The 22,448-nt window shown below is 66.1% G+C and carries 18 protein-coding genes; 3 read left to right on the plus strand and 15 right to left on the minus strand.

Annotated elements, in window-relative coordinates; all coding sequences use genetic code 11:
• Window positions 1–10: 10 nt before the first annotated feature.
• From HTA01S_RS03740 to HTA01S_RS03765, 6 genes are read right to left on the minus strand one after another with little or no spacing between them, the layout of a single operon-like run.
• Entirely contained in the window at window positions 11–763 is a 753-nt protein-coding gene (locus HTA01S_RS03740) for a lysophospholipid acyltransferase family protein (protein WP_245637996.1), read from the minus strand.
• Entirely contained in the window at window positions 760–2,097 is a 1,338-nt protein-coding gene (locus HTA01S_RS03745) for a dihydroorotase (RefSeq protein ID WP_068167258.1), read from the minus strand. Before HTA01S_RS03745 ends, HTA01S_RS03740 begins: the two co-directional genes overlap by 4 nt.
• A gap of 10 nt (window positions 2,098–2,107) precedes the next feature.
• On the minus strand, window positions 2,108–3,070 hold the full coding sequence (locus HTA01S_RS03750; protein WP_068167259.1) for an aspartate carbamoyltransferase catalytic subunit: 963 nt from the start codon (window positions 3,068–3,070) through the stop codon (window positions 2,108–2,110).
• The gene (gene pyrR / locus HTA01S_RS03755) at window positions 3,067–3,582 is read right to left on the minus strand and encodes a bifunctional pyr operon transcriptional regulator/uracil phosphoribosyltransferase PyrR (protein WP_084235833.1); all 516 of its coding nucleotides are present in this window, start codon (window positions 3,580–3,582) and stop codon (window positions 3,067–3,069) included. The genes HTA01S_RS03750 and pyrR overlap by 4 nt, the downstream gene beginning before the upstream one ends.
• Window positions 3,579–3,980, minus strand: a complete 402-nt coding sequence (gene ruvX / locus HTA01S_RS03760) for a Holliday junction resolvase RuvX (protein WP_068167261.1) — start codon at window positions 3,978–3,980, stop codon at window positions 3,579–3,581. Before ruvX ends, pyrR begins: the two co-directional genes overlap by 4 nt.
• Window positions 3,977–4,567: a YqgE/AlgH family protein gene (locus HTA01S_RS03765; protein ID WP_068167262.1), complete on the minus strand. Its 591-nt coding sequence runs from the start codon at window positions 4,565–4,567 to the stop codon at window positions 3,977–3,979. The genes ruvX and HTA01S_RS03765 overlap by 4 nt, the downstream gene beginning before the upstream one ends.
• Before the next feature lie 64 nt (window positions 4,568–4,631).
• Here HTA01S_RS03765 and HTA01S_RS03770 point away from each other — a divergent pair, with 64 nt between their 5' ends.
• A complete protein-coding gene (locus HTA01S_RS03770; protein ID WP_068167263.1) occupies window positions 4,632–6,149 on the plus strand; it encodes a cryptochrome/photolyase family protein in 1,518 nt (505 codons plus the stop codon).
• A 105-nt stretch (window positions 6,150–6,254) separates the two neighbouring features.
• On the opposite strand, the gene HTA01S_RS03775 is transcribed toward HTA01S_RS03770, so the two are convergent.
• From HTA01S_RS03775 to HTA01S_RS24545, 6 genes are all read right to left on the minus strand, one after another.
• Entirely contained in the window at window positions 6,255–12,533 is a 6,279-nt protein-coding gene (locus tag HTA01S_RS03775; protein ID WP_068167264.1) for an Hpt domain-containing protein, read from the minus strand.
• 31 nt (window positions 12,534–12,564) lie between these two features.
• Window positions 12,565–14,850: a methyl-accepting chemotaxis protein gene (locus tag HTA01S_RS03780; RefSeq protein WP_068167265.1), complete on the minus strand. Its 2,286-nt coding sequence runs from the start codon at window positions 14,848–14,850 to the stop codon at window positions 12,565–12,567.
• Window positions 14,851–14,913: 63 nt separating this feature from the next.
• The gene (locus tag HTA01S_RS03785; protein WP_068167266.1) at window positions 14,914–15,450 is read right to left on the minus strand and encodes a chemotaxis protein CheW; all 537 of its coding nucleotides are present in this window, start codon (window positions 15,448–15,450) and stop codon (window positions 14,914–14,916) included.
• 44 nt (window positions 15,451–15,494) lie between these two features.
• Window positions 15,495–15,860 (minus strand): response regulator, encoded by a 366-nt coding sequence (locus HTA01S_RS03790; RefSeq protein WP_068167267.1) that lies wholly within the window; start codon window positions 15,858–15,860, stop codon window positions 15,495–15,497.
• On the minus strand, window positions 15,860–16,255 hold the full coding sequence (locus tag HTA01S_RS03795; protein WP_068167268.1) for a response regulator: 396 nt from the start codon (window positions 16,253–16,255) through the stop codon (window positions 15,860–15,862). The genes HTA01S_RS03790 and HTA01S_RS03795 overlap by 1 nt, the downstream gene beginning before the upstream one ends.
• A 72-nt stretch (window positions 16,256–16,327) precedes the next feature.
• Window positions 16,328–16,501, minus strand: a complete 174-nt coding sequence (locus HTA01S_RS24545) for a rubredoxin (protein WP_084235834.1) — start codon at window positions 16,499–16,501, stop codon at window positions 16,328–16,330.
• 143 nt (window positions 16,502–16,644) lie between these two features.
• Here HTA01S_RS24545 and thiD point away from each other — a divergent pair, with 143 nt between their 5' ends.
• Together thiD and hemL are read left to right on the plus strand one after the other, a co-directional pair.
• Window positions 16,645–17,586, plus strand: a complete 942-nt coding sequence (gene thiD, locus HTA01S_RS03800) for a bifunctional hydroxymethylpyrimidine kinase/phosphomethylpyrimidine kinase (RefSeq protein WP_068167269.1) — start codon at window positions 16,645–16,647, stop codon at window positions 17,584–17,586.
• Between the two features lie 14 nt (window positions 17,587–17,600).
• Window positions 17,601–18,902 carry a glutamate-1-semialdehyde 2,1-aminomutase gene (gene hemL, locus HTA01S_RS03805; protein WP_068167270.1) on the plus strand — a complete coding sequence of 434 codons (1,302 nt, stop codon included), beginning with the start codon at window positions 17,601–17,603 and terminating at the stop codon, window positions 18,900–18,902.
• A 414-nt stretch (window positions 18,903–19,316) separates the two neighbouring features.
• Here hemL and purH read toward each other — a convergent pair whose 3' ends face one another.
• From purH to dusB, 3 genes are all read right to left on the minus strand, one after another.
• Window positions 19,317–20,915, minus strand: coding sequence for a bifunctional phosphoribosylaminoimidazolecarboxamide formyltransferase/IMP cyclohydrolase (gene purH, locus HTA01S_RS03810; RefSeq protein ID WP_068167271.1), 1,599 nt, complete (start codon window positions 20,913–20,915; stop codon window positions 19,317–19,319).
• A 123-nt stretch (window positions 20,916–21,038) separates the two neighbouring features.
• On the minus strand, window positions 21,039–21,275 hold the full coding sequence (locus HTA01S_RS03815) for a helix-turn-helix domain-containing protein (protein WP_068167272.1): 237 nt from the start codon (window positions 21,273–21,275) through the stop codon (window positions 21,039–21,041).
• Entirely contained in the window at window positions 21,272–22,312 is a 1,041-nt protein-coding gene (gene dusB / locus HTA01S_RS03820; RefSeq protein WP_068167273.1) for a tRNA dihydrouridine synthase DusB, read from the minus strand. Before dusB ends, HTA01S_RS03815 begins: the two co-directional genes overlap by 4 nt.
• Window positions 22,313–22,448 lie beyond the last annotated feature (136 nt).

Raw genomic sequence — 22,448 nt, forward strand, 5'->3', positions numbered from 1 at the left:
CTGAGGCGGGTCAGAGACCGAGCAGGCGGGCCACCTCGGCGCGCATGTCCTGTGCCCAGGTGCGCCGGTCGCGCCCCTGGAAGCGCTGGGGTTCGCCGTAGTGCACCACCGCCTGCAGGCCACGGGCGCGCAAGGTGCTCCAGAGCGAGGCCAGCAAGCTGGTGTCGCCGATGAACAGCGGGGCGTCGCTGCGCTGGCCGCTGGCACCGTCAACAAAACCCAGTGCCACCGGCAGCACCGGCGCATTGGCCGAGATGGCCGCCTGGAACAGGTTCGCGTGGAACGGCAGCAGCGTGCGGCCGTCGCCCGTGGTGCCTTCGGGAAACACGGCGATGGTGTCGTGGGCACGCAGGCGTTCGGCCATCTGGTGCACCACTCGCATGGCGTCGCGCCGGCTCTCGCGCTCGATGTAGAGCGTGCCCGCGCCGGTGATGAGCGCGCCCAGCACCGGCCAGTGTTTCACGTCGGCCTTGGAGACGAAGCGCGCGGGCTGGGCCGCATTCATGACCAGGATGTCGAGCCAGGAAATGTGGTTGGCCACCAGCAGCACCGGGCCGCGCTCGGGTGGCGTGCCGCGCACCACCAACTCCACGCCCATGATGCGCAGCATCTGGCGCGACCATTCGCGCACCAGCAACTCACACTGCGCAGGCGTGAGCCGCCCGAACTCGCTGCGGATGGTCCACAACCCGCCCAGCACGTGCGCCAGCGCCCGCACCGCGCGCCACGCGGCCACCAGCGGAGACGCGCGTGCGGCGCTCACGCCAGCGCGTGGACCGCGGCAGCGCGGGCGGCCTCGTGAGCCACCTGCCCACCCACCAGGGTGGCGCGCACGCGCACCGGCATTTCATGGCCCTCGAACGGCGTGTGCTTGCCCTGGCTACGCAGGCCCGCGGGTTCCACGCGCCAGCTGGCGTTGGGGTCGAAGACGCAGAGGTCGGCCTGGCCACCCACCGCCAAGCGGCCCACGCTGTGCGCCAGCGTGCCCAGGCTGCTGCCCAGCACCGCCTGCGGGCCGGTGGTGAGCACCGTGAGCGCCTGCATCAGGCCCAGGCCGTCCTGCTGCGCCCACTTGCAGGCCAGCCCCAGCAGCAGTTCCACCGCGGTGGCGCCGGGTTCGGCCTCGGCGAACGGCAGCGTCTTGGCGTCGCTGTCGACCGGGTTGTGGTCGGACACCAGGGCGTCGATGGTGCCGTCGGCCAGACCGGCGCGCAGGGCATCGCGGTCGCGCTGCTGGCGCACCGGTGGCTGCAGGCGCAACCGGCTGTCGTAGTAGCCGATGTCCATGTCGATCAGGTGCAGGTTGTTCACGCTCACGTCGCAACTCACCGGCAACCCCTCGGCCTTGGCCTGGCGCACCAGGGCCAGCCCGGCGGCGCTGCTGATGCGGCAGAGGTGCACGCGCGCCTCGCTGCCCTTGCCATGCACCGCGCGCAGCAACTCGAACACGGTGTGCAGCGCGACGGTCTCGGCCATCACCGGCACGCCGGCCAGGCCCATGCGCGTGGCCAACGGGCCGCTGGCGGCCACGCCCTTGCCGAGCCAGAAGTCCTGCGGGCGCAGCCACACGGTGAAACCAAAGGTGGCGGCGTACTGCAGGGCGCGCTGCAACACCTGTGCGTTGACGATGGGCACCTCGGCCTGACCGAAACCGATACAGCCCGACTCGGTGAGTTCGGCCATTTCGGTGAGCTCCTCGCCCTTCAGCCCACGGGTGAGTGCCCCCAGCGGGAACACACGCGACTGGTGCAGCTTCTCGGCGCGGAACTTGAGCATGTCCACCAGGCCGGGTTCGTCCAGCACGGGCTCAGTGTCGGGCGGGCAGACCAACGAGGTCACGCCCCCGGCCACCGCCGCGGCCATTTCGCTTTCCAGCATGCCCGCGTGTTCCTGGCCGGGTTCGCGCAGGCGCACCGCCAGGTCCACCAGACCGGGCGCGACCACGCAACCCGTGGCGTCGATGGTGCGGTTGGGGTGAAAGTCGGCGGCCATGTTGCCGATGGCGATGATGCGGCCAGCGGCGATCGCCACGTCGGCCATCTCGTCGCGGCCGGTGGCCGGGTCCATGACACGGCCGTTCTGGATCAGGATTTTCATGTGTGTGTCCTCATGCGTCGTGGCTGGCCACGATGCCCATCACCGCCATGCGCACCGCGATACCGAAAGTGACCTGCGACAGGATCACGCTCTGCGGTCCGTCCACCACGGCGGAGTCGATTTCCACCCCGCGGTTGATCGGGCCCGGGTGCATCACGATGGCGTCGGGTTTGGCCCAGCGCAGGCGCTCGGTGGTCAGACCGAAGCTCTTGAAATACTCCTGGCTCGATGGCAGCAGCGCGCCGCTCATGCGCTCGTTCTGCAGCCGCAGCGTGATCACCACGTCGCAGTCCTTGATGCCCTCTTCCAGCGTGTGGCACACGCGCACGCCCATGTGCGACAGGTCGCCGGGCACGAGGGTGCGCGGGCCGACCACGCGCACGTCGGGGCAGCCCAGCGTGGTGAGGGCGTGGATGTCGGAGCGCGCCACGCGCGAGTGCAGCACGTCGCCCACGATGGCCACCGAGAGCTGGGTGAAGTCTTTCTTGTAGTGCCGGATGGTGTACATGTCCAGCAGACCCTGGGTGGGGTGGGCGTGGCGGCCGTCGCCGGCGTTGACCACGTGCACGTGAGGCGCCACGTGCTGCGAAATCAGGTAGGGCGCGCCCGACTCGCTGTGGCGCACGACAAAGATGTCGGCCGCCATGGCCGACAGGTTGGCGATGGTGTCGAGCAGCGACTCGCCCTTGGCGGTGGAGCTGCGCGCGATGTCCAGCGTGTACACGTCGGCCGAGAGGCGGGTAGCCGCGATGTCGAAAGTGGTGCGGGTGCGCGTGCTGTTCTCGAAGAACAGGTTGAACACGCTTTTTCCGCGCAGCAGCGGCACCTTCTTGATCTCGCGGTCGCTCACGCTCACGAAGTTGGCCGCGGTGTCCAGGATCTGGGTAAGGATGTCGCGCGAGAGGCCCTCGGTGGAGAGCAGATGGATGAGTTCGCCGTTTTTGTTGAGTTGGGGGTTGCGTGCCACGTTCAGGCTTCCTTCTTGTTTTCCACCACGAAGCTCAGATGCCCGTCGTCGCTGCGCGCGAGTTCGAGCGTCTGCGTCACGGGCAATGCGACGGTGGCCGCACAGACCTTGGCTTCGATCGGCAGTTCGCGCCCGCCCCGGTCCACCAGCACCGCAAGTTGCACGCTGGCCGGGCGGCCGTAGTCGAACAGTTCGTTGATCACGGCGCGCAGCGTGCGCCCGGTGTAGAGCACGTCGTCGATCAGCAGCACGTGGGCGCCGTCCACCTCGAACGGCAGCACGGTCTGGGCGCTGATGGCCAGGCCGCGCTGCGCGAAGTCGTCACGGTGCATGCTGGACGAGACCACGCCAGCGCTCCCGGGCAGGCCCAGGTCGCGCTGCAGACGCTCGGCCAGCCAGGCGCCGCCGGAGGTGACGCCCGCAAGGTACAGCGGCTGAGGGGTTGCCGCGATCAGGCCTTTGACGCCCTGGAGCAGGGCTTTGTAGAGTTGTTCGGCGTCCAGTTGCAATGCACTCAAGGCAGGCTCCTCAAAAACTGTTCCAGGATGATGCAGGCCGACGCGGCGTCGGCGTCTTTGGCACCCAGCGCGTGCGCTTCGGTGGTGCTGTAGCGCTCGTCAACCTCGAACACCGGCAGGCCATAGCGACCCCGCAGCTGGCGTGCGAATTTCCGCGCCCGCAGGGTGTTCTCGTGTTCGGCACCATCGGGATGAAAAGGCACGCCCACCACCAGCGCGTCGGGCTGCCACTCCTTGAGCCGCAAGGTGATCTGCGCGAAGCGGGCATCGCCTTCGGCCGCAATCGTGGTCTGCGGCGTGGCGGTGCGCGTGAGGCGGTTGCCGCTGGCCACGCCCGTGCGTTTGAGCCCGTAGTCAAACGCCATGAACGTCTGGCAGGCGGAGGCGTCGTCCGTCATGCGTGGCCCGCGTCGGGCGAGAGCATCCAGGGCTGCAGGCCCAGCAGGGCCATGGCACGCTCGTAGCGCTCGGACACCGGCACGTCAAAAATCAGGCTCGGGTCGGCCTCGACCGTGAGCCAGCTGTTTTCGGTGATCTCGGATTCGAGCTGACCCTGCCCCCAGGACGCATAACCGAGCGTGACGAACACCTTGCGCGGACCGGCGCCCGAAGACATGGCTTCGAGCACGTCCTTGGAGGTGGTCATCTCCAGCCCGCCGGGAATGGACAGCGTGGAGGCGTAGACCGACTCACCGGCTCCGCCTTCCACGGCCTCGTGCAACACGAAGCCCCGCTCGGTCTGCACCGGACCGCCCTGGAACACCGGCAGCAGGGCCAGATCGTCGCGGCCCATGGGCAGGTCGACCTTTTCAAACAGGCGGGGCAGCAGGATGTCGCTGGGCTTGTTGATCACCAGACCCAAGGCCCCGCGTTCGCTGTGCTCGCACATGAACACCACGCTGCGGGCAAAAAGCTCGTCGCTGAGACCGGGCATCGCAATCAGGAAGTGATTGGTCAGGTTGATGGGGGCAAAATCAGCGGACATGCGCTGATTTTAAGCCGCTGCCCCCGCGGCGCCCGGTCGTGCCGGCTTGCACCCATCCACCGCCATGAACACCTACGACAAAGGCCTGATGTGGTTCCGTCGCGACCTGCGCAGCGAGGACAACGCGGCGTTGCACCACGCGCTCAAGGTCTGCCGCCAGGTCTGGTGCGTCTTCGTCTTCGACACCGACATCCTGGACACCCTGCCCCGTGCGGACCGGCGCGTCGAGTTCATCCGTGAGTCGCTGGTCGAACTCGACGCGGACCTGCGCAGCCTCGGGCATGCCAGCGGCGTGGAGAACGTCGGCCTGATCGTGCTGCACGACCAGGCCCGCCGGGCCATCCCCGCGCTGGCCCAGCGGCTGCAGGTCCAGGCGGTATTCACCAACCACGACGACGATCCGGCGGCGCTGGCGCGCGACGCCCAGGTGTTTGGCTATCTGGCCCACGCCGGCATCCTGTTGCACAGCCACAAGGACCACGTGATCTTCGAGCGGCGCGAGCTGCTCACGCAGGCGGGTCACCCGTTTGGCGTGTTCACACCCTACAAGAACGCCTGGCTCAAGCAGCTCGAGCCGTTTCACCTCAAGGCCTACCCGGTGGCGCGCTACGCCGGGGCGCTCGCGCCTGTGCCACCCGAGTGGGTGGTGCCGGTGCCGCGCCTGTCGGACCTGGACTTCGAGACCACCAACCTCGCGCAGCTACCCGTGCCCACCGGGGCCAGCGGCGCGCGCCAGCTGTTGACCGATTTCCTGCAGCGCATCGACCGCTACGACCAGGCGCGCGACTTCCCCGCCGTCAAAGGGCCCAGCTACCTGAGCGTGCATCTGCGTTTTGGCACCCTCTCCGTGCGGCAGGCGGCTTCGGTGGCGCACGCGATGCACCTGCAGGGGATCGCCGGGGCGAGCACCTGGCTGAGCGAGCTGATCTGGCGCGACTTCTACCACCAGATCCTCGCCAACTTCCCGCACGTGGTCGACAAGGCCTTCAAGCCCGAATACGACCACATCAAATTCGAACACGGCAAACATGCAAAGGAACTTTTTGCCGCCTGGTGCGAGGGCCACACGGGCTATCCCCTGGTGGATGCGGCCATGGCGCAGATCAACCAGACCGGTTACATGCACAACCGGCTGCGCATGGTGGTCGCCAGTTTTCTGGTGAAGGACCTGGGGCTGGACTGGCGCTGGGGCGAGCGCTATTTCGCCGAGCACCTGATCGATTACGACCTGGCCGCCAACAACGGTGGCTGGCAGTGGGCCAGTTCCAGCGGTTGCGATGCACAACCCTGGTTCCGCATCTTCAACCCCGTCACGCAGAGCGAGCGTTTTGATCCCCAGGGCAAGTTCATCCGCCGCTACCTGCCGCAGCTGACCCATTTGCCCGACGCCTGCATCCACGCGCCCTGGCAGGCCCGTGAACTGGAGTTGGCCGCGGCGGGCCTGGAACTGGGCAAGACCTACCCACGGCCGGTGGTCGACCACGCCGAGGCACGCGAACGCACGCTGCTGCGTTATGCGGTGGTGAAGAAAGTGCCCCCACGCTCCACCGTTGCGCAGGTCGCGGCCCCCCGAGGGGGCTGATCCACCTTGGGGCGGCCCGGCAGTGGATCGTCGGCCCCCCCACGCTGCGCCGCTACGCGGGTCGCTGCCCCCCGAGGGGCCTGATCCAACTTGGGGGTCAGGCCATCAGGCTTCGGCGGCGATCTGCGTGTAGTGCGCGATCAGCGCCAGCAACTCGTCTTCGGAGTATGGCTTGCCCAGGTAGTGATCCACACCCAGTTCGCGCGCGTGTTCGCGGTGTTTCTCCGCGATGCGCGAAGTGATCATGATCACCGGCAGATCGGACAGACGCGGATCGCTGCGGATGTTGCGCACGAGGTCGAAACCGTCCATGCGCGGCATCTCGATGTCGGACAACACCACCGTCGGGCGCTCCTGTTGCAGACGTTCCAGCGCCTGCAGACCATCGGCGGCCATCGAGACGCGGTAGCCTTCGCGCTGCAGCAGGCGCTGGGTGACGCGGCGCACGGTGATCGAGTCGTCCACCACCAGCACCAGCGGCACGGTGCTGAGCGCGGTGTCCACCGGCGTGGAGGTTTCACCCACCACCTGCGGGGTCTGGCGTTGCTGCTGGGCAATCCATTCACGAACCTGGGTGCCGTACACCGTGGCCAAGGCCACCGGGTTGTAGATCAGTGCCACCGCACCCGAAGCCAGCACCGACATGCCGGCCAGACCGGGCAGACGCGAGAGCTGCGGCCCGAGGTTCTTGACCACCACTTCCTGGTTGCCCAGCACCTGGTCCACATGCATGGCCACGCGCTGCGCCGCGCTTCGGAAGATCACCACCGGCAGTGTGCGGCCCTTGGCCTCCTGCGACTGCGCGGAGGACTGCAACAGGGCCCCGGACCAGTAGAACGGCACCTCTTCGCCCGCCACCGTCAGGCTGCCTTTGGCATAGGCCTCGGCCAGTTCGGCACCGGAGAGACGGCGCACCACCTGCACCAGATTGGAGGGCACGCCAAACGTGAGCGCGCCAGCACGCACCATCACCACCTGCGTCACCGCGGTGGTCAGCGGCAGCACCAGTTTGAAGCTGGTGCCCTGGCCGGCGCGGGTGCTGGTCTCGATGCGGCCACCGAGCGCCACCACGTCGTTGCGCACCACGTCCATGCCGACGCCCCGGCCCGCCAGTGACGTGACTTCGCTCGCCGTGCTCAGACCGGGCGTGAAGACCAGATGGGCGGCTTCGTCGTCGTTGAGCTGCGTGCCTGCCGGCACCAAACCCTGGGTCAGTGCCTTTTCGCGCAGGCGGGCGAGGTCCAGCCCGGCGCCATCGTCGCGGAACACCACCGACACGTCGTTGAGTTCCTGGGCCAAGTGAATCTCGATGTGGCCTTCGGCCGCCTTGCCCGAAGCCAACCGGGCCTCGGTCGGTTCGATGCCGTGCACCACGCTGTTGCGCAGCAAATGCTCAAACGCAGCGGTCATCCGGTCGAGCACGCCGCGGTCCATTTCGATGTTGCCGCCAACGATGTCCAACCGCACCTGCTTGCCGGTTTCCTTGGACGCCTGACGCACCACGCGGTACAGGCGCTCGGAAATGCCCTCGAATTCCACCATGCGGGTACGCAGCAGGTCGCGCTGCAACTCGCGGGTCTGGCGCGCCTGGGCCACCAGGCTGTCTTCGGTGGCTTCCACCGCGCGTTGCAGGTTGCGCTGCACGGTGGCCACGTCGTTGACCGACTCGGCCATCATGCGCGTGAGTTCCTGGACCCGGGTGAATCGGTCGAATTCGAGCGGGTCGAAAGACTGGTCGGCGTCACGGGCCTGGGCCAGGCGCGACTGCATCTGGGTTTCGGCCTGCAGTTCGATGTCGCGCAGCTGTCCCCGCAGACGGTCCAGGTTGCCCGTGAGGTCCTTGAGCGAACCGCGCAGCGTGACGAGTTCGGACTCCATACGCGAGCGGGTGATCATGACCTCGCCGGTCTGGTTGACCAAGCGGTCGAGCAGCTCCGGCCGCACACGCACGGCGGCCCCGGCACGCGCCTGCGGCAGCACAGGCACCTGCGGCAGGGTCATCCCAGCCAGTCCCGCTCCAACGTTCACGGCGGCAGCGTCGGCGGGCACCGGCACAGGAGCGGCCACGGCCTCAGGAGCCGCCTCGTCCATCGCGTCCGGCGGCGCCTGCTCGGGCGCCCGCTGGATCACATCCTGCGGTTCGGCATCGGTGCGCCGCAACACGTCGAAACGCGCGCTGATCGCATCGAACGCGGTCTGCAAGGGTTCGAGGTCGGCACTGCGCTCGACGTCGGACCCCAATCGCTCTGCAGCCGTCTCCATGCGGTGCGCCATCTCGCCCAGACGCAGCGCGCCGGCCAGACGGGCACTGCCCTTGAGCGTGTGCAGGTTGCGCAGCACTTCGGAGCGGGCGCTGCCGTTGTCGGGACGGGCCACCCACTGGCGCAAGGCACCGCCAAGGCGGGGCAGCAGTTCGAGCGCCTCGTCGGCAAAAATCGGGAACAGATCGACGTCGATCGTGTCCAGGGCATCGATGTCGTCGTCGATGTCCTGCACCGGACCCGCCGCCGGCTCGGCCAACTCATGCAGGCCACCGAATCCGGTGCTGGGTTCGCTGAACTCGGCCACCTCGACACCTGCGGGCGCCAGCATCTGGGAGGGCGCTTCCACCACAGGGGCCTCAAAAGACACCTCGGGCCGTGCCAGCGCGTCAGGCGCCGATTCGTGCTCCTCGTCGGCGGTGCGCACCATGTCGGGGTCGATCTGCGCCTCCGGCACTTCGGGTGGCAATCCCTCGGGCACGGGCTCGTGCACCACGCGGTAGAGCGCCGCCATCAATTCGGGTGTGGGTTCCTTGAGGAAACCGGCCGCGAACTGGTGCAACAGCCTGCGAATGTCTTCGGAGGCGTCCACAAACAGCTGAGCCTGTTCCGCAGTGGCGGCCCAGCCCGCCTGCTGGTGCAGACCGATCGACTCGATCGCATGCTCCAGCGCACGGGCAATGTCGGACAGCGACTGGAAGCCCACGGTGGCCGAGCTACCGGCCAGCGAGTGCGCCAGGGCCTCGGCCTGGGCTGGCACCGGCTGGTGGCGCTCGAGCGCCCACTCGGCCAGTTCGGTGCACAGACGGCGCGACCACTCGTCGGCCTCGTTGAGGTAGACGTTGTAGAGCTTGATGCCGATGCGCAGATCCCCAATGACCCGGGTCTGATCGTCTGCTGTTCCCTGGAAAGGTTCCTCGACAGCCTCGGCGGCCGGCGCGTCCTCGTCACCGCCCACCACCGAGGGCTGCAAGCCTTCGGGCTGGGCCTGCGTGTCGGCTTCCGTGTCGGGCACCGGGGTGGTTTCCACCTGAACGACCGCCGGCTCAAGTTCATCCACCACCGGCTCGGTCGGTGCCAGCGGTGCATCGCGGGTGTCCAGATCGAAGTTGGCGTCGAGCGTGATGGACTCGACCTCCTGCGGGGGACTGGTGTCCAGATCCAGCGATAGGCCTTCAAACAAGGCCGACACGTCGTCGGGAGCGGGCGACTGGTTGGGTTCGGGATCGGCTGGGGTTGGCGCCTCCTGCGCCTCAAGAAGTGCCTCGTCCGCGGCCACCGCAGGTGCGGCTTCGGCCTGCGCACGGGAGGATGCGGCCATCAGGCTGTCGAAGTCGATGTCTTCGAACATGGGCAGTTCGGGCAGATCGCCCGGTGCATCGGTACCCGGTCGATCGGCAAGGCGGTCCTCGGTCGGGACGGGCGCCAAACCTTCAACGCCCGCCAGCACGCCCACATCCGAAGTTGGGTGCGACGCCTCGTCCGAAGTGACAACCTCGGGTGGGATTTCGGCTTGCGCTTCAGCTGGTTCGGGCCATTCGGCTCCGGCAGCGGAAGGAAGGCCCTCTTCCCGGGTCTCGACCGCGTTCGCATCGGCGCTGCTCATCCCGGCGGGTTCGGCTCCATTCTCCACCGGTGCCACTTGTGGCAACGCCAGTGCCAAGTATTGCGCCTGGTTGCGCCAGGCCTCGGCGCTGGCACGGAACGGTGCTGCGCTCCAGGACGCGTCGCGCCGGTCCGCGATGTCCTGCACCCAATGGGAGAAAGCAGCCATCGCCTCGCCCGACAGCTTGAGCATGTCGGCATGGGCTGCGCGCTGCTCGGCCAACACGGCGTTGAGCATTTGCTCCATGGCCCATGCTGCCTCGCCGAACTCGTTCAACCCCACCATGCGCGAGCTGCCCTTGAGCGTGTGGAACGCGCGCCGCAGCGTGGTGAGGTGCTCGAGATCGGCGGGGTCGACCTGCAGATGGCCCACCGCATCGAGTCCGTTGGACACGACCTCGCGGGCTTCTTCCAGGAAGATGTCGAGCAGATCGTCTTCGTCGTTGTCTTCGGCCACCAGCGCGTTGGGCGCCGGGGTCGCCACGGGGGCGGATGCCTGCGACAGGTCCACCAGCGCCTGGGCACCGGCACTGGCACTGTCACTGACCACCGCCTGGGCCGCATCGCGCGCGGCGCGTGCCACCCCGGGCTGCTCGGCCAACGAGGCCTGCGTGGCCAGCGTGTCGAGTTGCTGGCTGAGATCGACCAGTGCCACCCCGTCCTGCACACCATCCACCACACGCTGCACCTCGGCATTGATGGCCTGGGCATCTTGATGGGCGGGTGGTTTGGCGGCCTCGGAACTGAGCGTGCGTCCCATGAGCGGCAACAGCTCGCCCTTGGCCTCATCAAACACAAACAGCTTTTTGGCCAGCGCAGGCTGGTAGTTGAGCATGTCCACCAGGAAGCTCAACGCGCTGAGGTTGTTGCCCAACTGCTGGAAGGTTCCAGCTTCGCGCGCCATGCCCTCGTCCACCTCGGTGTCCAGGATCTGGTCCACCGTGGCCCGCATCCGCGCCACGGTCTGCACCGCCTGCTCCAAACCGAGCACCGAAAGTACACCGCGCATCTGCGCAAGCTGTGACACCGCCACATGCAACCCGCCCTTTTCGTTGGGGGTGCGGAAGAACTGGTCCAGCGATTTTTCGGCCTCGCCCAGCGAAACCTTGAGCTCGCCCACCACACTGCCCATGGTCTGGCGATCGCTCACGCGGCGGTAGAGCTGCTCCATCCAGGCGTCCAGCGGCTGCGCGGGGGCACCTGCCAACACACTCTCCAGACGCGCGGCCAGCGCCTGGGTGCGCTCGGTCATCTCGCTGTCGTTGGGATCAAAGTCCTCAAAAGCGGCTTCCAGGTATAGGGTGGTGGTCGCCACCTCCATGGCCAGTTCGGGTTTGACGCCGCCGGCATCGCGCGCCGCCTGATCGGCTGTCTTGAACAAGGCCTGGGCCAGCACGGTGCTGGCCGGATGCAGCTTGAGCAGGGAATCGCCTACCAGACCAAACTGGTCGGCCACCTGACGGGCCCGGCTGGCATCCCCCCCCGAAAAGAGCGACCAGGCTTCTTTCGCCGCGTGGATGCGTTTGCGCGCCTGGGCCAACAGTGCCGGGTCAAAGCGCCCCAGCGTCGCCAAGTGGTAGTCCACGGGCTTGGTCGCCCCCAGATCAAAGGCTTCACGCACCGCCACGAGGTGGGGCGCCTTGTCCGGCGTGGCGCCGTTGGCCTGGGCACAGAAAAACAGCAGGTCGTGCAACAGAGTCTCGGACACCTGGTTCTGACCCCGGGCGAGCGTGGCGAACTGCAGCAGGATACGCGAAGCCGCCCGCTTGACATACACGTCCACCGGCAACAAGCGCTGGGCCAGGGCTTCAAAATAGGCCGAGGCCACGCTCCAGAAGGTTCGCACCCGGGCATCGGTGGCACCGGCGGACAGTCCGCCGCTGAGCCGTGCCAGCTGCTGTGCAGCGGCGGGACTCTGTGTCTTGACCACCAGCAGCACCAGTCGGTCGAACAGCAGACGCTGGGGGGCATCGCACAGCGACGCCGACGCGCCCTTCGGCGCCTCGACCACCACGCCACGCTGATCAAAAGGCCACAGATCGGCAGGGTGCACACGCTCGGCCGCGGCCAGCTCCTGCACTTCCCGGTACTGCGCAAACAAGGCCACGGGCTGGATGGGCTTGTTGTTGAGCACCGCCTCCAGGTACTCGACCAGGGCAAAACTGGCCCGCTCGACCTTTCCTGCCGCCTCATCGTTGCACACCTGGGGACGCTGCACGAAACGCTGCACCGCAGCTTCCATCCCACGCAACACCTGGGCCGGCGCGAGCAGGCCCACCATCTCCAGGGCGCCAACCGCCTGATGCAGCTGCTGGCGAGCGATGCGCAGCGAACTCGGGTCCACCGCCTCCAGGTCGTCACTGCGGGATCGTTCCGTCTCGCGCACGAAGCGCTTGATGGCCTTGTTGGCCGCGTCGAGCGACTTGCGCAGCTCGTCGAACACCCAGGCCAGCGGACCGAGGTCGGCGAGCGGAGCGTCCGTCTGCAAACTGTCGGCGTTGGAGTCGAGCATGATCATCAGTCAGGTTGGTGCACAGGCGCGGGCGGGCTCAGGCGATCTTGAACCGTGACACCGACTGACGCAGTTCTTCGGCCATGGCGGAGAGTTCGCGCACCTGCTGGGCCGTCGAACGCGTACCTTCACCGGTCTGTTCGGTCACCGCAAAAATGTGCTGGATGTTGCCGGCCACCTCGTTGGCCGATTCAGCTTCACGCGACGTGGCGCTGGAGATCTGCTCAATCAGTTCGGCCAGTCGCCGCGACACGCGGTCGATTTCGGACAGTGCGGTACCGGCGTTGTCGGACAGCTTGGCCCCTTCGACCACACCCTGGGTGGAGCGCTCCATGGCGGCCACCGCGTCCTGGGTGTCGGTCTGAATGGCCTTCACCAGCGCCGCGATCTGGCGCGTGGCGTCGGCCGACCGTTCGGCCAGTCGCTGCACTTCTTCCGCAACCACCGAGAAGCCGCGACCGGCTTCACCGGCGGAGGCCGCCTGGATGGCGGCGTTCAGGGCCAGCACGTTGGTCTGTTCGGTAATGTCCGAGATCAGCTCGGTGATTTCACCGATCTCCTGCGAAGACTCACCCAGCCGCTTGATGCGCTTGGAGGTCTCCTGGATCTGGTCGCGGATGGCGTTCATACCGCCGATGGCATCCTGCACAGCTTGCAGACCCGATTCGGCGGCTTGCAGAGAAGTCCGCGCCACCGAGGCCGACTCCTGCGCCTGCCCGGACACCTGGTTGATGCGCTGCGCCATGTCCAGCACGGACTGGCCGGTTTCGCGAATCTCGCGCAGCTGTTCCGTGGACGCCGCCAGCAGCTCGGTCGAGGTGCTTTCCACCGCGGAGGTGGTTTGCGCCACCCGCGTGGCCGTGGCCTGCACGTTGCCCACCAGCGAACGCAGCTCTTCCACCGTGTAGTTCACCGAGTCGGCGATGGCACCGGTGATGTCCTCGGTCACCGTGGCTTCCTGTGTCAGATCGCCTTCGGCCACCGTCTGCAGTTCGTTCATCAAGCGCAGAATGGCCGCCTGGTTGGCGTCGTTCACGCGCTTGGCATCCTGCTCCAGCGACTCGGCGGCCTGACGCTGGCGTTCCGCCACCCGTTGGCGTTGCCGGCTGTCCTGCAGCTGCACATAGGCCAGTCCGCCCGCGCAACCCAGGGCGAAGACCGCGGACAGCAGCAAAACGGCGATTTCTGCACCGCCCAATCCAGAGCGGGAAGACAGACTCGCCTGGAGCTTCTCCAACGCCAAGCGCAGAGGCTCGCTGTCGGCAATGATGCCAGCCTGCGCCTCCCGGGCAGACACCAGGCCCTGCAGGTTGCCCAGAATCGCGCCGGCTTCGGTGCGGGTCTGTTCGTACATGGCCAGCAGGGCCTCCAGCCGTTCACGCACCTGTTCGTCTTTGGCGGCGGCAAGGCGCAATTCTTCGCTGCCCTTGAGCAGGCCGTCGGCGATTTCCTTGAAGGTGTTCAAGTCCTTGCCCAACAGGAACACCGCCTCGGGGCTCACGCCCTCCATGGTCAGGAATTCGTTGGCCGACTTGCCGATGCGCTGGGTCAACATCACCAACTGGCCGGACGCCGAAATTTCGGCCGCCGGAGCGTTTTGCTGCAGCTTGAGGGACGAGATGGTTTCGGCGATTTCCAACAGATCGGAAGACTGCCGGTTGATCGTTCGCAGGGCGTCGCCCACCTGGGTCAGGATCTTCTGCTGCGCGAGAATGGCGGCCGCGTTGTCGTGTGCGCGCTGCACCACAGGCGTGATTTCAGTCAGCTGAGGCTGGAGTTCGGCGGCCAGAGCGACAAGATCCCCCCCGTGAGCGTGTTCCTCACCGGCACCGTGCTCTGCACCGGCCCCCACGCGGAGCGCAGCGATGTTGTCGAACAGCACTTCCGCACTCTGATCCACTTCCGGGAAAGCCGAAGCACTACCGATCAAAGCCTGGGACGCACTCTTGGCCAATCGCTGCGACTGCATCAGCGCGTCACCGGTCGCAGCCACCTGCACACTCAGGTTCTGGGTCTGATTCAAGACAAAGAACGTCACCGCGCCCAGCACCACAAGACCAAATGCCAGCAAGGTGGCCAGGGTCCTCTGGTGCTGTTCGGCCGGGCGACGGCCCAGCAAAGGCAAGGACACCATGCCCGCTTCAGAAGGGCTGTCGTCGTCCGGCAACCGGCTTTCTGCAAGATCACCGGCAGCCGAATCCGGCGCAAGCCGTGCAGCGGCCAGATCGGCGATGTCCTGGTCGATGGAATCGCCCAGGTCAGGTTCGGGTTCATCACCAGCTTTTTTCTTGAACAGCCCCTGGAATCGATCAAGCATGGCCATGAGAAAACCTTCCAACAGAAAACAACATACGAAAAACCGGTATGGGCCGACAGCGTTCGACCATCAGGCAGCGATGGCCAGAAACTCGGGCTCACCCGACAACGCCTGAAGATCAAGCTCCTGCCACAGCTGGCCCTGGTGATCGATCAGACAACGGGTGAAATAAGCGGGAGCGCCCTCGGGATTGGGTCCCAGCGCACTGAACATGGCCGGGTTGCGCAGCCCCAGCAGGCGATCAATCCAGAGCACGGCATTGACACCCAATGCGGAATGCAGACTGACCAGCCGCGATTCGGAGGACACACGGTCGCCGCTGGAGGCGGGCACGACCGAGCGGTTCAGCAGACGAGCCAAGTCGACCACCCCATGCAAACCACCGCGCAGACTGGCCACGCCGGCGTACCAGGGCTTTGTGTAGGGCACAGTTTGAATGGCTGACCAGGGGAAAATCTCGCCCGCTTGCACCAGCGGCATCAGGTAGCGCTGCCCACCCGCCTCCACCGCCAGCCAGGAGGCTGTCGCGGCTTCGGTTTTTGCGGCGGTCAGACGTTGCGCCAGTCGTTCCTGCAGATCCTTGAGTGACTGTCGGTTGGTGGCCATGCTGGATGAAGTTCGGGTCGCGTGCGGTGGGTCGAGCCTGGCGCTTAACCCAGCGCCCGAATCTTGGAAATCAGCTCTTCGGTGTTCACCGGCTTGGTGACGTAGTCACGGGCGCCCTGACGCATGCCCCAGACACGATCGGTCTCCTGATTCTTGCTGGTGCACATGATGATGGGAATGTGGGAATACTGCGGATCCCGCGCGATGGCGCGGGTCAACTGAAAACCATTCTGACCGGGCATCACCACGTCCATCAGAATCAGTTCCGGCTTTTCCTCGCTGAGCCGACGAAAGGCCTCTTCGGCATTCTCGGCGGTGCGCACGCTGTAGCCGTTTTTGATCAAAAGATCCGACAAAACCATTAGTTCGGTCTTGGAATCGTCAACGACAAGCACTTTTTGTATGGGCATCATGCAGCTCCGGTGAGGTGGGCGCCAAACTGCTGCACCGCGTGCAGCAACTGGTCTTTGGTAAAGGGTTTGGTGAGGTAATCCTGGGAACCGACCATGCGTCCGCGAGCCTTGTCGAACACGCCATCCTTGGAAGACAGCATCACCACAGGAATGCTTGCGAAGCGGGCGTTGCGCTTGATGATGGCACAGGTCTGGTAGCCGTCCAGCCGCGGCATGAGGATGTCGCAGAACACCAGATCGGGCTGGTAATCGTTGATTTTGGCCAGTGCGTCAAAGCCGTCATCAGCCAGCAGGACTTCATGTCCGCCCTGCTTGAGGAAGATCTCCGCACTGCGGCGAATGGTATTGCTGTCATCCACCACCAGGACTTTCAGCGCGGGTGTCGTGCTCACGGTTGTGTCGCTCCAGTTAGGGTGTCAGGGCTTGGGCACATATGCAACTGCTGTGCCACGGCATGGTCGACCTCAGATCTGCACCATTTCAAAATCTTCCTTGCGCGCGCCACACTCCGGACAGGTCCAATTCATCGGCACCTGTGACCAGGGCGTTCCCGGTGCGACACCATGCTCGGGAGCGCCAGCAGCTTCGTCGTAGATCCAGCCGCAAATCAGGCACATCCAAGTCTTGGTTTCGCTCATGGTTATAGGGGGCATTGTCATAGAATGCAATCATTGTATCGAGCCCCATGAGGCCTCCTCAGGCCATATGCCGCTGGTTTTCCCCATGTGCGCGGACCGCCGATTCTGCATCTGCACCCCGGCCCTGACCCCACACCACCCTCATGCCCGACACCCCTGACACCCCCACGCCCGCCTCGCTTGAGGCCCCGGGCGAAGCCAGCCTGCCTTGCGTGATGGTGTTCAACGCCAACGATCCCAGCGGGGCTGGCGGACTGAGCGCCGACATCACGGCCATGTCCAGCGCATCGGCCCACGTGCTTCCCGTGGTGACGGGCGTGTACGTGCGCGACACCACCGAAATCCACGATCACATCGCCCTCGATGAAGAGGCCGTCGCCGACCAGGCGCGTTGCTCGCTGGAAGATGTGCCGATTCAGGCGTTCAAGGTCGGCTTCGTGGGCAGTCCGGAAAACCTCAGCGCGATCGCCGGCATCACCACCGACTATGCGGAGGTGCCTGTGGTGGCCTACATGCCCGACCTGTCCTGGTGGGACGAACTGGCCATTGAAACCTACCTGGACGCCTGCGTCGAACTGCTGCTGCCGCAGACCACAGTGTTGGTCGGCAACCACAGCACGCTGTGCCGGTGGCTGCTGCCCGAGTGGGAAGGGGACCGCCCGCCCAACGCCCGTGAAGTCGCCCGTGCGGCCGCCGTGCACGGCGTGCCCTACACACTGGTGACCGGCTTCAACGCCGCCGACCAGTATCTGGAGAGTCACCTGGCGTCGCCGGAAACGGTGCTGGCCTCGGCGCGTTACGAACGCTTTGAAGCCACCTTCAGCGGTGCCGGCGACACCCTGTCCGCAGCGCTGTGCGCCCTGATCGCCGGGGGAGCCGACCTGCAGTCGGCCTGTGCCGAGGCACTGACCTACCTCGATCAATGCCTGGACGCGGGCTTCCAGCCCGGCATGGGCCACGCCGTGCCCGACCGCCTGTTCTGGGCTCACGAAGACGGTGAAGAGGGCGAAGGCCCGGCGGAGCAATCGCCGACCGACAGCACGCTCGACGCCGACGATTTCCCGCTCGACACCACCCGACATTGAACCTTCCCCCGACCATGACCGACCGCAACCAAGAACTGTTTGACCGCGCCAAGGCCCTGATCCCTGGTGGCGTGAACTCGCCCGTGCGCGCCTTCCGCGCCGTCGGCGGCACACCGCGTTTCGTCCAGCGCGCGCAAGGGGCCTATTTCTGGGACGCCAACGGCCAGAAGTACATCGACTACATCGGGTCCTGGGGCCCGATGATCCTGGGCCACGGCCACCCGGCCGTGCTGGAAGCGGTGCAGAAAGCGGTGCTGGAAGGCTTTTCCTACGGCGCGCCGACCGAGCGTGAGGTGGAGCTGGCCGAAGAGATCATCAAGCTGGTGCCCAGCATCGACATGGTGCGCCTGGTGAGTTCGGGTACCGAAGCCGGCATGAGCACGATCCGCCTGGCGCGCGGCGCGACCGGACGCAAGAAGATCATCAAGTTCGAAGGCTGCTACCACGGCCATGCCGACGCGCTGCTGGTGAAAGCCGGTTCGGGTCTCGCCACCTTCGGCAACCCCACCAGCGCGGGCGTGCCGCCCGAGGTGGTGCAGCACACCATCGTGCTCGAATACAACAACATCGAACAACTCGAAGCTGCTTTCGTCGAACACGGCCCTGATGTGGCCTGCCTGATCATCGAGCCGATCGCGGGCAACATGAATTTCGTGCGCGCCAGCGTGCCGTTCATGAAGCGTTGCCGCGAGCTGTGCACGCAACACGGCGCGTTGCTGGCATTTGACGAGGTGATGACGGGTTTCCGCGTCGCGCTCGGTGGCGCGCAGAGCGTGTACGCCCAGCTCATCCCCGGCTTCGAGCCGGACATGACGGTGATGGGCAAGGTGATCGGTGGTGGCATGCCGCTGGCGGCCTTTGGCGCCAAGCGCGCGGTGATGGAGCAGCTCGCTCCGCTGGGCGGCGTCTACCAGGCCGGCACGCTCTCCGGCAACCCGGTGGCCACGGCCTGCGGCCTGGCGACACTGAAGGAAATTCAGAAGCCTGGCTTCTATGAAGCACTGTCGGCGACCACGCAGTCGCTGGTGAGCGGCCTGACCTCCGCCGCCGCAGCCGAAGGCGTGACGCTGTGTGGCGACAGCCAGGGCGGCATGTTCGGCTTCTTCCTGTTCGATGAACTGCCACAGAACTACGCCAAGGTCATGACGACTGACGGACCCACCTTCAACACCCTGTTCCACGGTCTGCTGGACCGCGGCGTGTACATCGCCCCCGCCCTTTACGAAGCCGGGTTTGTGAGCGCGGCGCACACGGCGCAGGACATTGCCGATACCGTTTCGGCTGCGCAGGACGTTTTCAAGCTGCTGGGCAAGTAAGCGGGTTTTGCTTTCTTGAGGGTTCAGGCGACCGGTTCTTCCGGCCGTTTGCTTTTGTTCTGCACGTTGCGCTTCACGCCAGCACCTCGCACCAGGCGGATGGTGGAGCTGCCGTGCTCCGGCTCACCTCGCGGGCGGCTGCTTCTGGTTGGCCTGCTTCGGTTCGTCAACGGCGTTGCTCGCACTCAGGCTCCATGGCCACCGAGGGTGAGTACCGGTTCAGGGTTCACGAAGAAATCAAAGCGGCCCCATACAGACGCCCGCGAGGTGAGCCGGAGAACGAATGCCCCGACCCCCTGCCCCCCACCATGCAGGCGAGGAACTGCATCCGAGAGAAACCGCCGCAGAAAAAGAAAAGGGCTCCAAAGAGCCCTCACCCCAACCCTCTCCCCTCGGAGAGAGGGGGTCAGAAAATCAGTGCCGGAAGTGGCGCACGCCGCTGTACACCATCACCACGCCACGCTCGTTGGCCGCGTCGATCACTTCCTGATCGCGCATCGAGCCCCCGGGCTGGATGACGCAGGTCGCGCCCGCGTCCACCACCACGTCCAGACCGTCGCGGAACGGGAAGAAGGCGTCGCTCGCCACGGCTGTTCCCTGCAGGCTCAACTGGGCGTGTTCGGCCTTGATGCTGGCGATACGGGCCGAGTCCAGGCGGCTCATCTGGCCGGCACCCACGCCCATGGTCATGCCGTTCTTGCAGAACACGATGGCGTTGGACTTCACGAACTTCGCCACCTTCCAGGCGAACATCAGATCCTGCAATTCTTCGGGCGTCGGTTGCTTGACGGTCACCACCTTCAGATCGGCCAGCGTCAGTTCGTGGTTGTCGGCGGTCTGCAGCAACAGGCCCGAGCCCACGCGCTTGGACTCGATGGCATTGCGGCCCTGCTCCCAGTCGGTCTTGCCACCGGTGGGCAAGGCGATCTTCATCAGACGCACATTGACCTTGGCCTTGAAGATGTCCAGCGCCTCGGCGCTGAAGTCGGGCGCCATCAGCACCTCCACGAACTGCTTGCTCACGGCCTCGGCAGCGGCTTTGTCCACCGGGCGGTTGAAGGCGATGATGCCGCCAAAGGCGCTGGTGGGATCGGTCTGGAAGGCCTTGGAATAGGCCTCCAAAGCACTGGCGCCCACGGCCACGCCGCAGGGGTTCGCATGCTTGACGATCACGCAGGCCGGGGCGTCAAAGCTCTTGACGCATTCCCAGGCCGCATCGGCGTCGGCGATGTTGTTGTAGCTCAGTTCCTTGCCCTGCAGCTGTACGCCCGTCACCAGCGAGCCGGGTGCGGGGTAGAGGTCGCGGTACAGCGCGGCCTGCTGGTGGCTGTTTTCACCATAGCGCAGGTCCTGCACCTTGATGAAATGGCCATTGGACTGGCCGGGGAACAGGGCGCGCTCGGGCACGTAGGTTTCGCCCAGCTTGTCTTCTTCGAATTTCACGCTGGAGAGGTAGTCGCTGATGGCGCCGTCGTACTGGGCGATGCGGTTGAACGCCGCCACCGACAGTTCAAAACGCAGCTTGTCGCTCAGCTTGCCGGCGGCCTTGAGCTCGGCCACCACGGCGGCGTACTGACTGGCGTCGGTCACCACGCCCACATCCTTCCAGTTCTTGGCCGCGCTGCGCACCATGGCCGGGCCGCCGATGTCGATGTTCTCGATCGCATCCGCCAGCGTGCAGCCGGCCTTGGCCACGGTGGCTTCAAACGGGTAGAGGTTGACGATCAGCAGGTCGATGGTGTCGATGCCGTGCGCCTTCAGGGCCGCCATGTGTTCGGGCACGTCGCGCCGAGCCAGCAGGCCGCCGTGCACCTTGGGGTGCAGAGTCTTGACGCGGCCGTCCAGCATCTCGGGGAAGGCCGTGACTTCGGCCACTTCGGTGACCGGCAGGCCCTGGTCGGCCAGCAGCTTGGCGGTGCCGCCAGTGGAGATGAGGGACACGCCGAGGCCGTGCAGGGTCCGGGCCAGTTCGACGATGCCAGTCTTGTCGGAGACAGAGATGAGTGCGCGCATAGGGGTAGTGGAGAGTTACAGATCAGGGGTTTCAGGCCAGAAACACCGCGGAACCGGCTCTGCCGGGCCGCTGGTGTTGCCCCCTCGAGGGGGTGGCGCGCAGCGCCGCGGGGGTGTTCACATTCAGTCGATCAACTTGTGTTCAAGCAGCTTCTTGCGCAGGGTGTTGCGGTTCAGACCCAGCCATTGCGCGGCGCGCGACTGGTTGTTCTGCGACTGCTGCATCACGACTTCGAGCAAGGGCTTTTCGACCGCCTTGACCAGCATGTCGTGCAGGCCGGCGGGGTCGGTGCCATCGAGATCGCGGAAATAGTCTTCCAGGCTGGCACGAACACAGTCGTGCAGGTTGTGGTTGCTCATGCGGCCAGTTTCCAGTTTTCTTCTTGGGGGGTTGTCTCGTCGGTTCCTGTGGCGGCCCAGGCATCGAAGCTGTCGCGCACACAGGCCAGTTGCGCCTGCGCGCTCGCCAGGGTGTTGATGTGCCCGCGGAACAGCGCGGCCGCGCCGCTGGGCAATGGCAGCGCCTGGGCGTACCAGCCCAGGTGCTTGCGTGCGCTGCGCACGCCGGTGAATTCGCCGTACAGGCTGTAGTGGTCTTCCAGGTGATCGAGCAGCCAGGCCTTGACCTCCATCAGGTCGGGCGGCGGCAGCGCTTCACCGGTGGCCAGGTAGTGCGCGATCTCGCGGAAGATCCAGGGCCGGCCCTGCGCGGCGCGGCCGATCATGATCGCGTCGGCGCCGGTGCGCCGCAGCACATCATGCGCCTTCTGCGGGCTGGTGATGTCGCCGTTGGCCACCACCGGGATGCGCACCCGGCTCTTGATGTGGGCCACGGTCTCGTGCTCGGCTTCGCCCTTGTAGCCCTGTTCGCGGGTGCGGCCGTGCACGGTGAGCATCTGTACCCCCGCAGCTTCGGCGGCCCGTGCGATGGTCGGTGCGTTCCTGCCGCTGGCACTCCAACCGGTGCGCATCTTGAGCGTGACCGGCACACCATGCGGCACTGCGGCGGCCACCACGGCTTCGATGATCTCCAGCGCCAGGGACTCGTCCTGCATCAACGCGGAACCAGCCCACTTGTTGCAGACCTTCTTGGCCGGGCAGCCCATGTTGATGTCGATGATCTGCGCGCCGCGGTCGATGTTGTAGCGCGCGGCGTCGGCCATCATGGCTGCATCGGTGCCGGCGATCTGCACCGCGATGGGCCCGGGCTCGCCGCTGTGGTCGGCGCGGCGCGACGTCTTCAGGCTGTCCTGCAGGTCCGGGCGCGAGGTCACCATTTCACTCACCGCGTAGCCAGCCCCGAGTCGCTTGCAAAGTTTGCGAAACGGCCGGTCCGTCACCCCCGCCATGGGCGCGACGAACAGGGCATTGGGCAGGGTGTACGGACCCAGTTGCATGGTGGTGGGAGAATCGGGTGGAACGGCGGTGGGAGCCCGCGCGCCGGACAGTTCCGGGCAGGAAGGAAGCGCATTGTATCTGCCTGTTTTTTCAGCAGGCGATATCCTCTCGCCCCACCGCAGCGCCGACCGCCTC

Origin of the sequence: Hydrogenophaga taeniospiralis CCUG 15921 (assembly GCF_001592305.1) — a bacterium.
In the GTDB taxonomy this organism is placed as follows: Bacteria; Pseudomonadota; Gammaproteobacteria; order Burkholderiales; family Burkholderiaceae_C; genus Hydrogenophaga; species Hydrogenophaga taeniospiralis.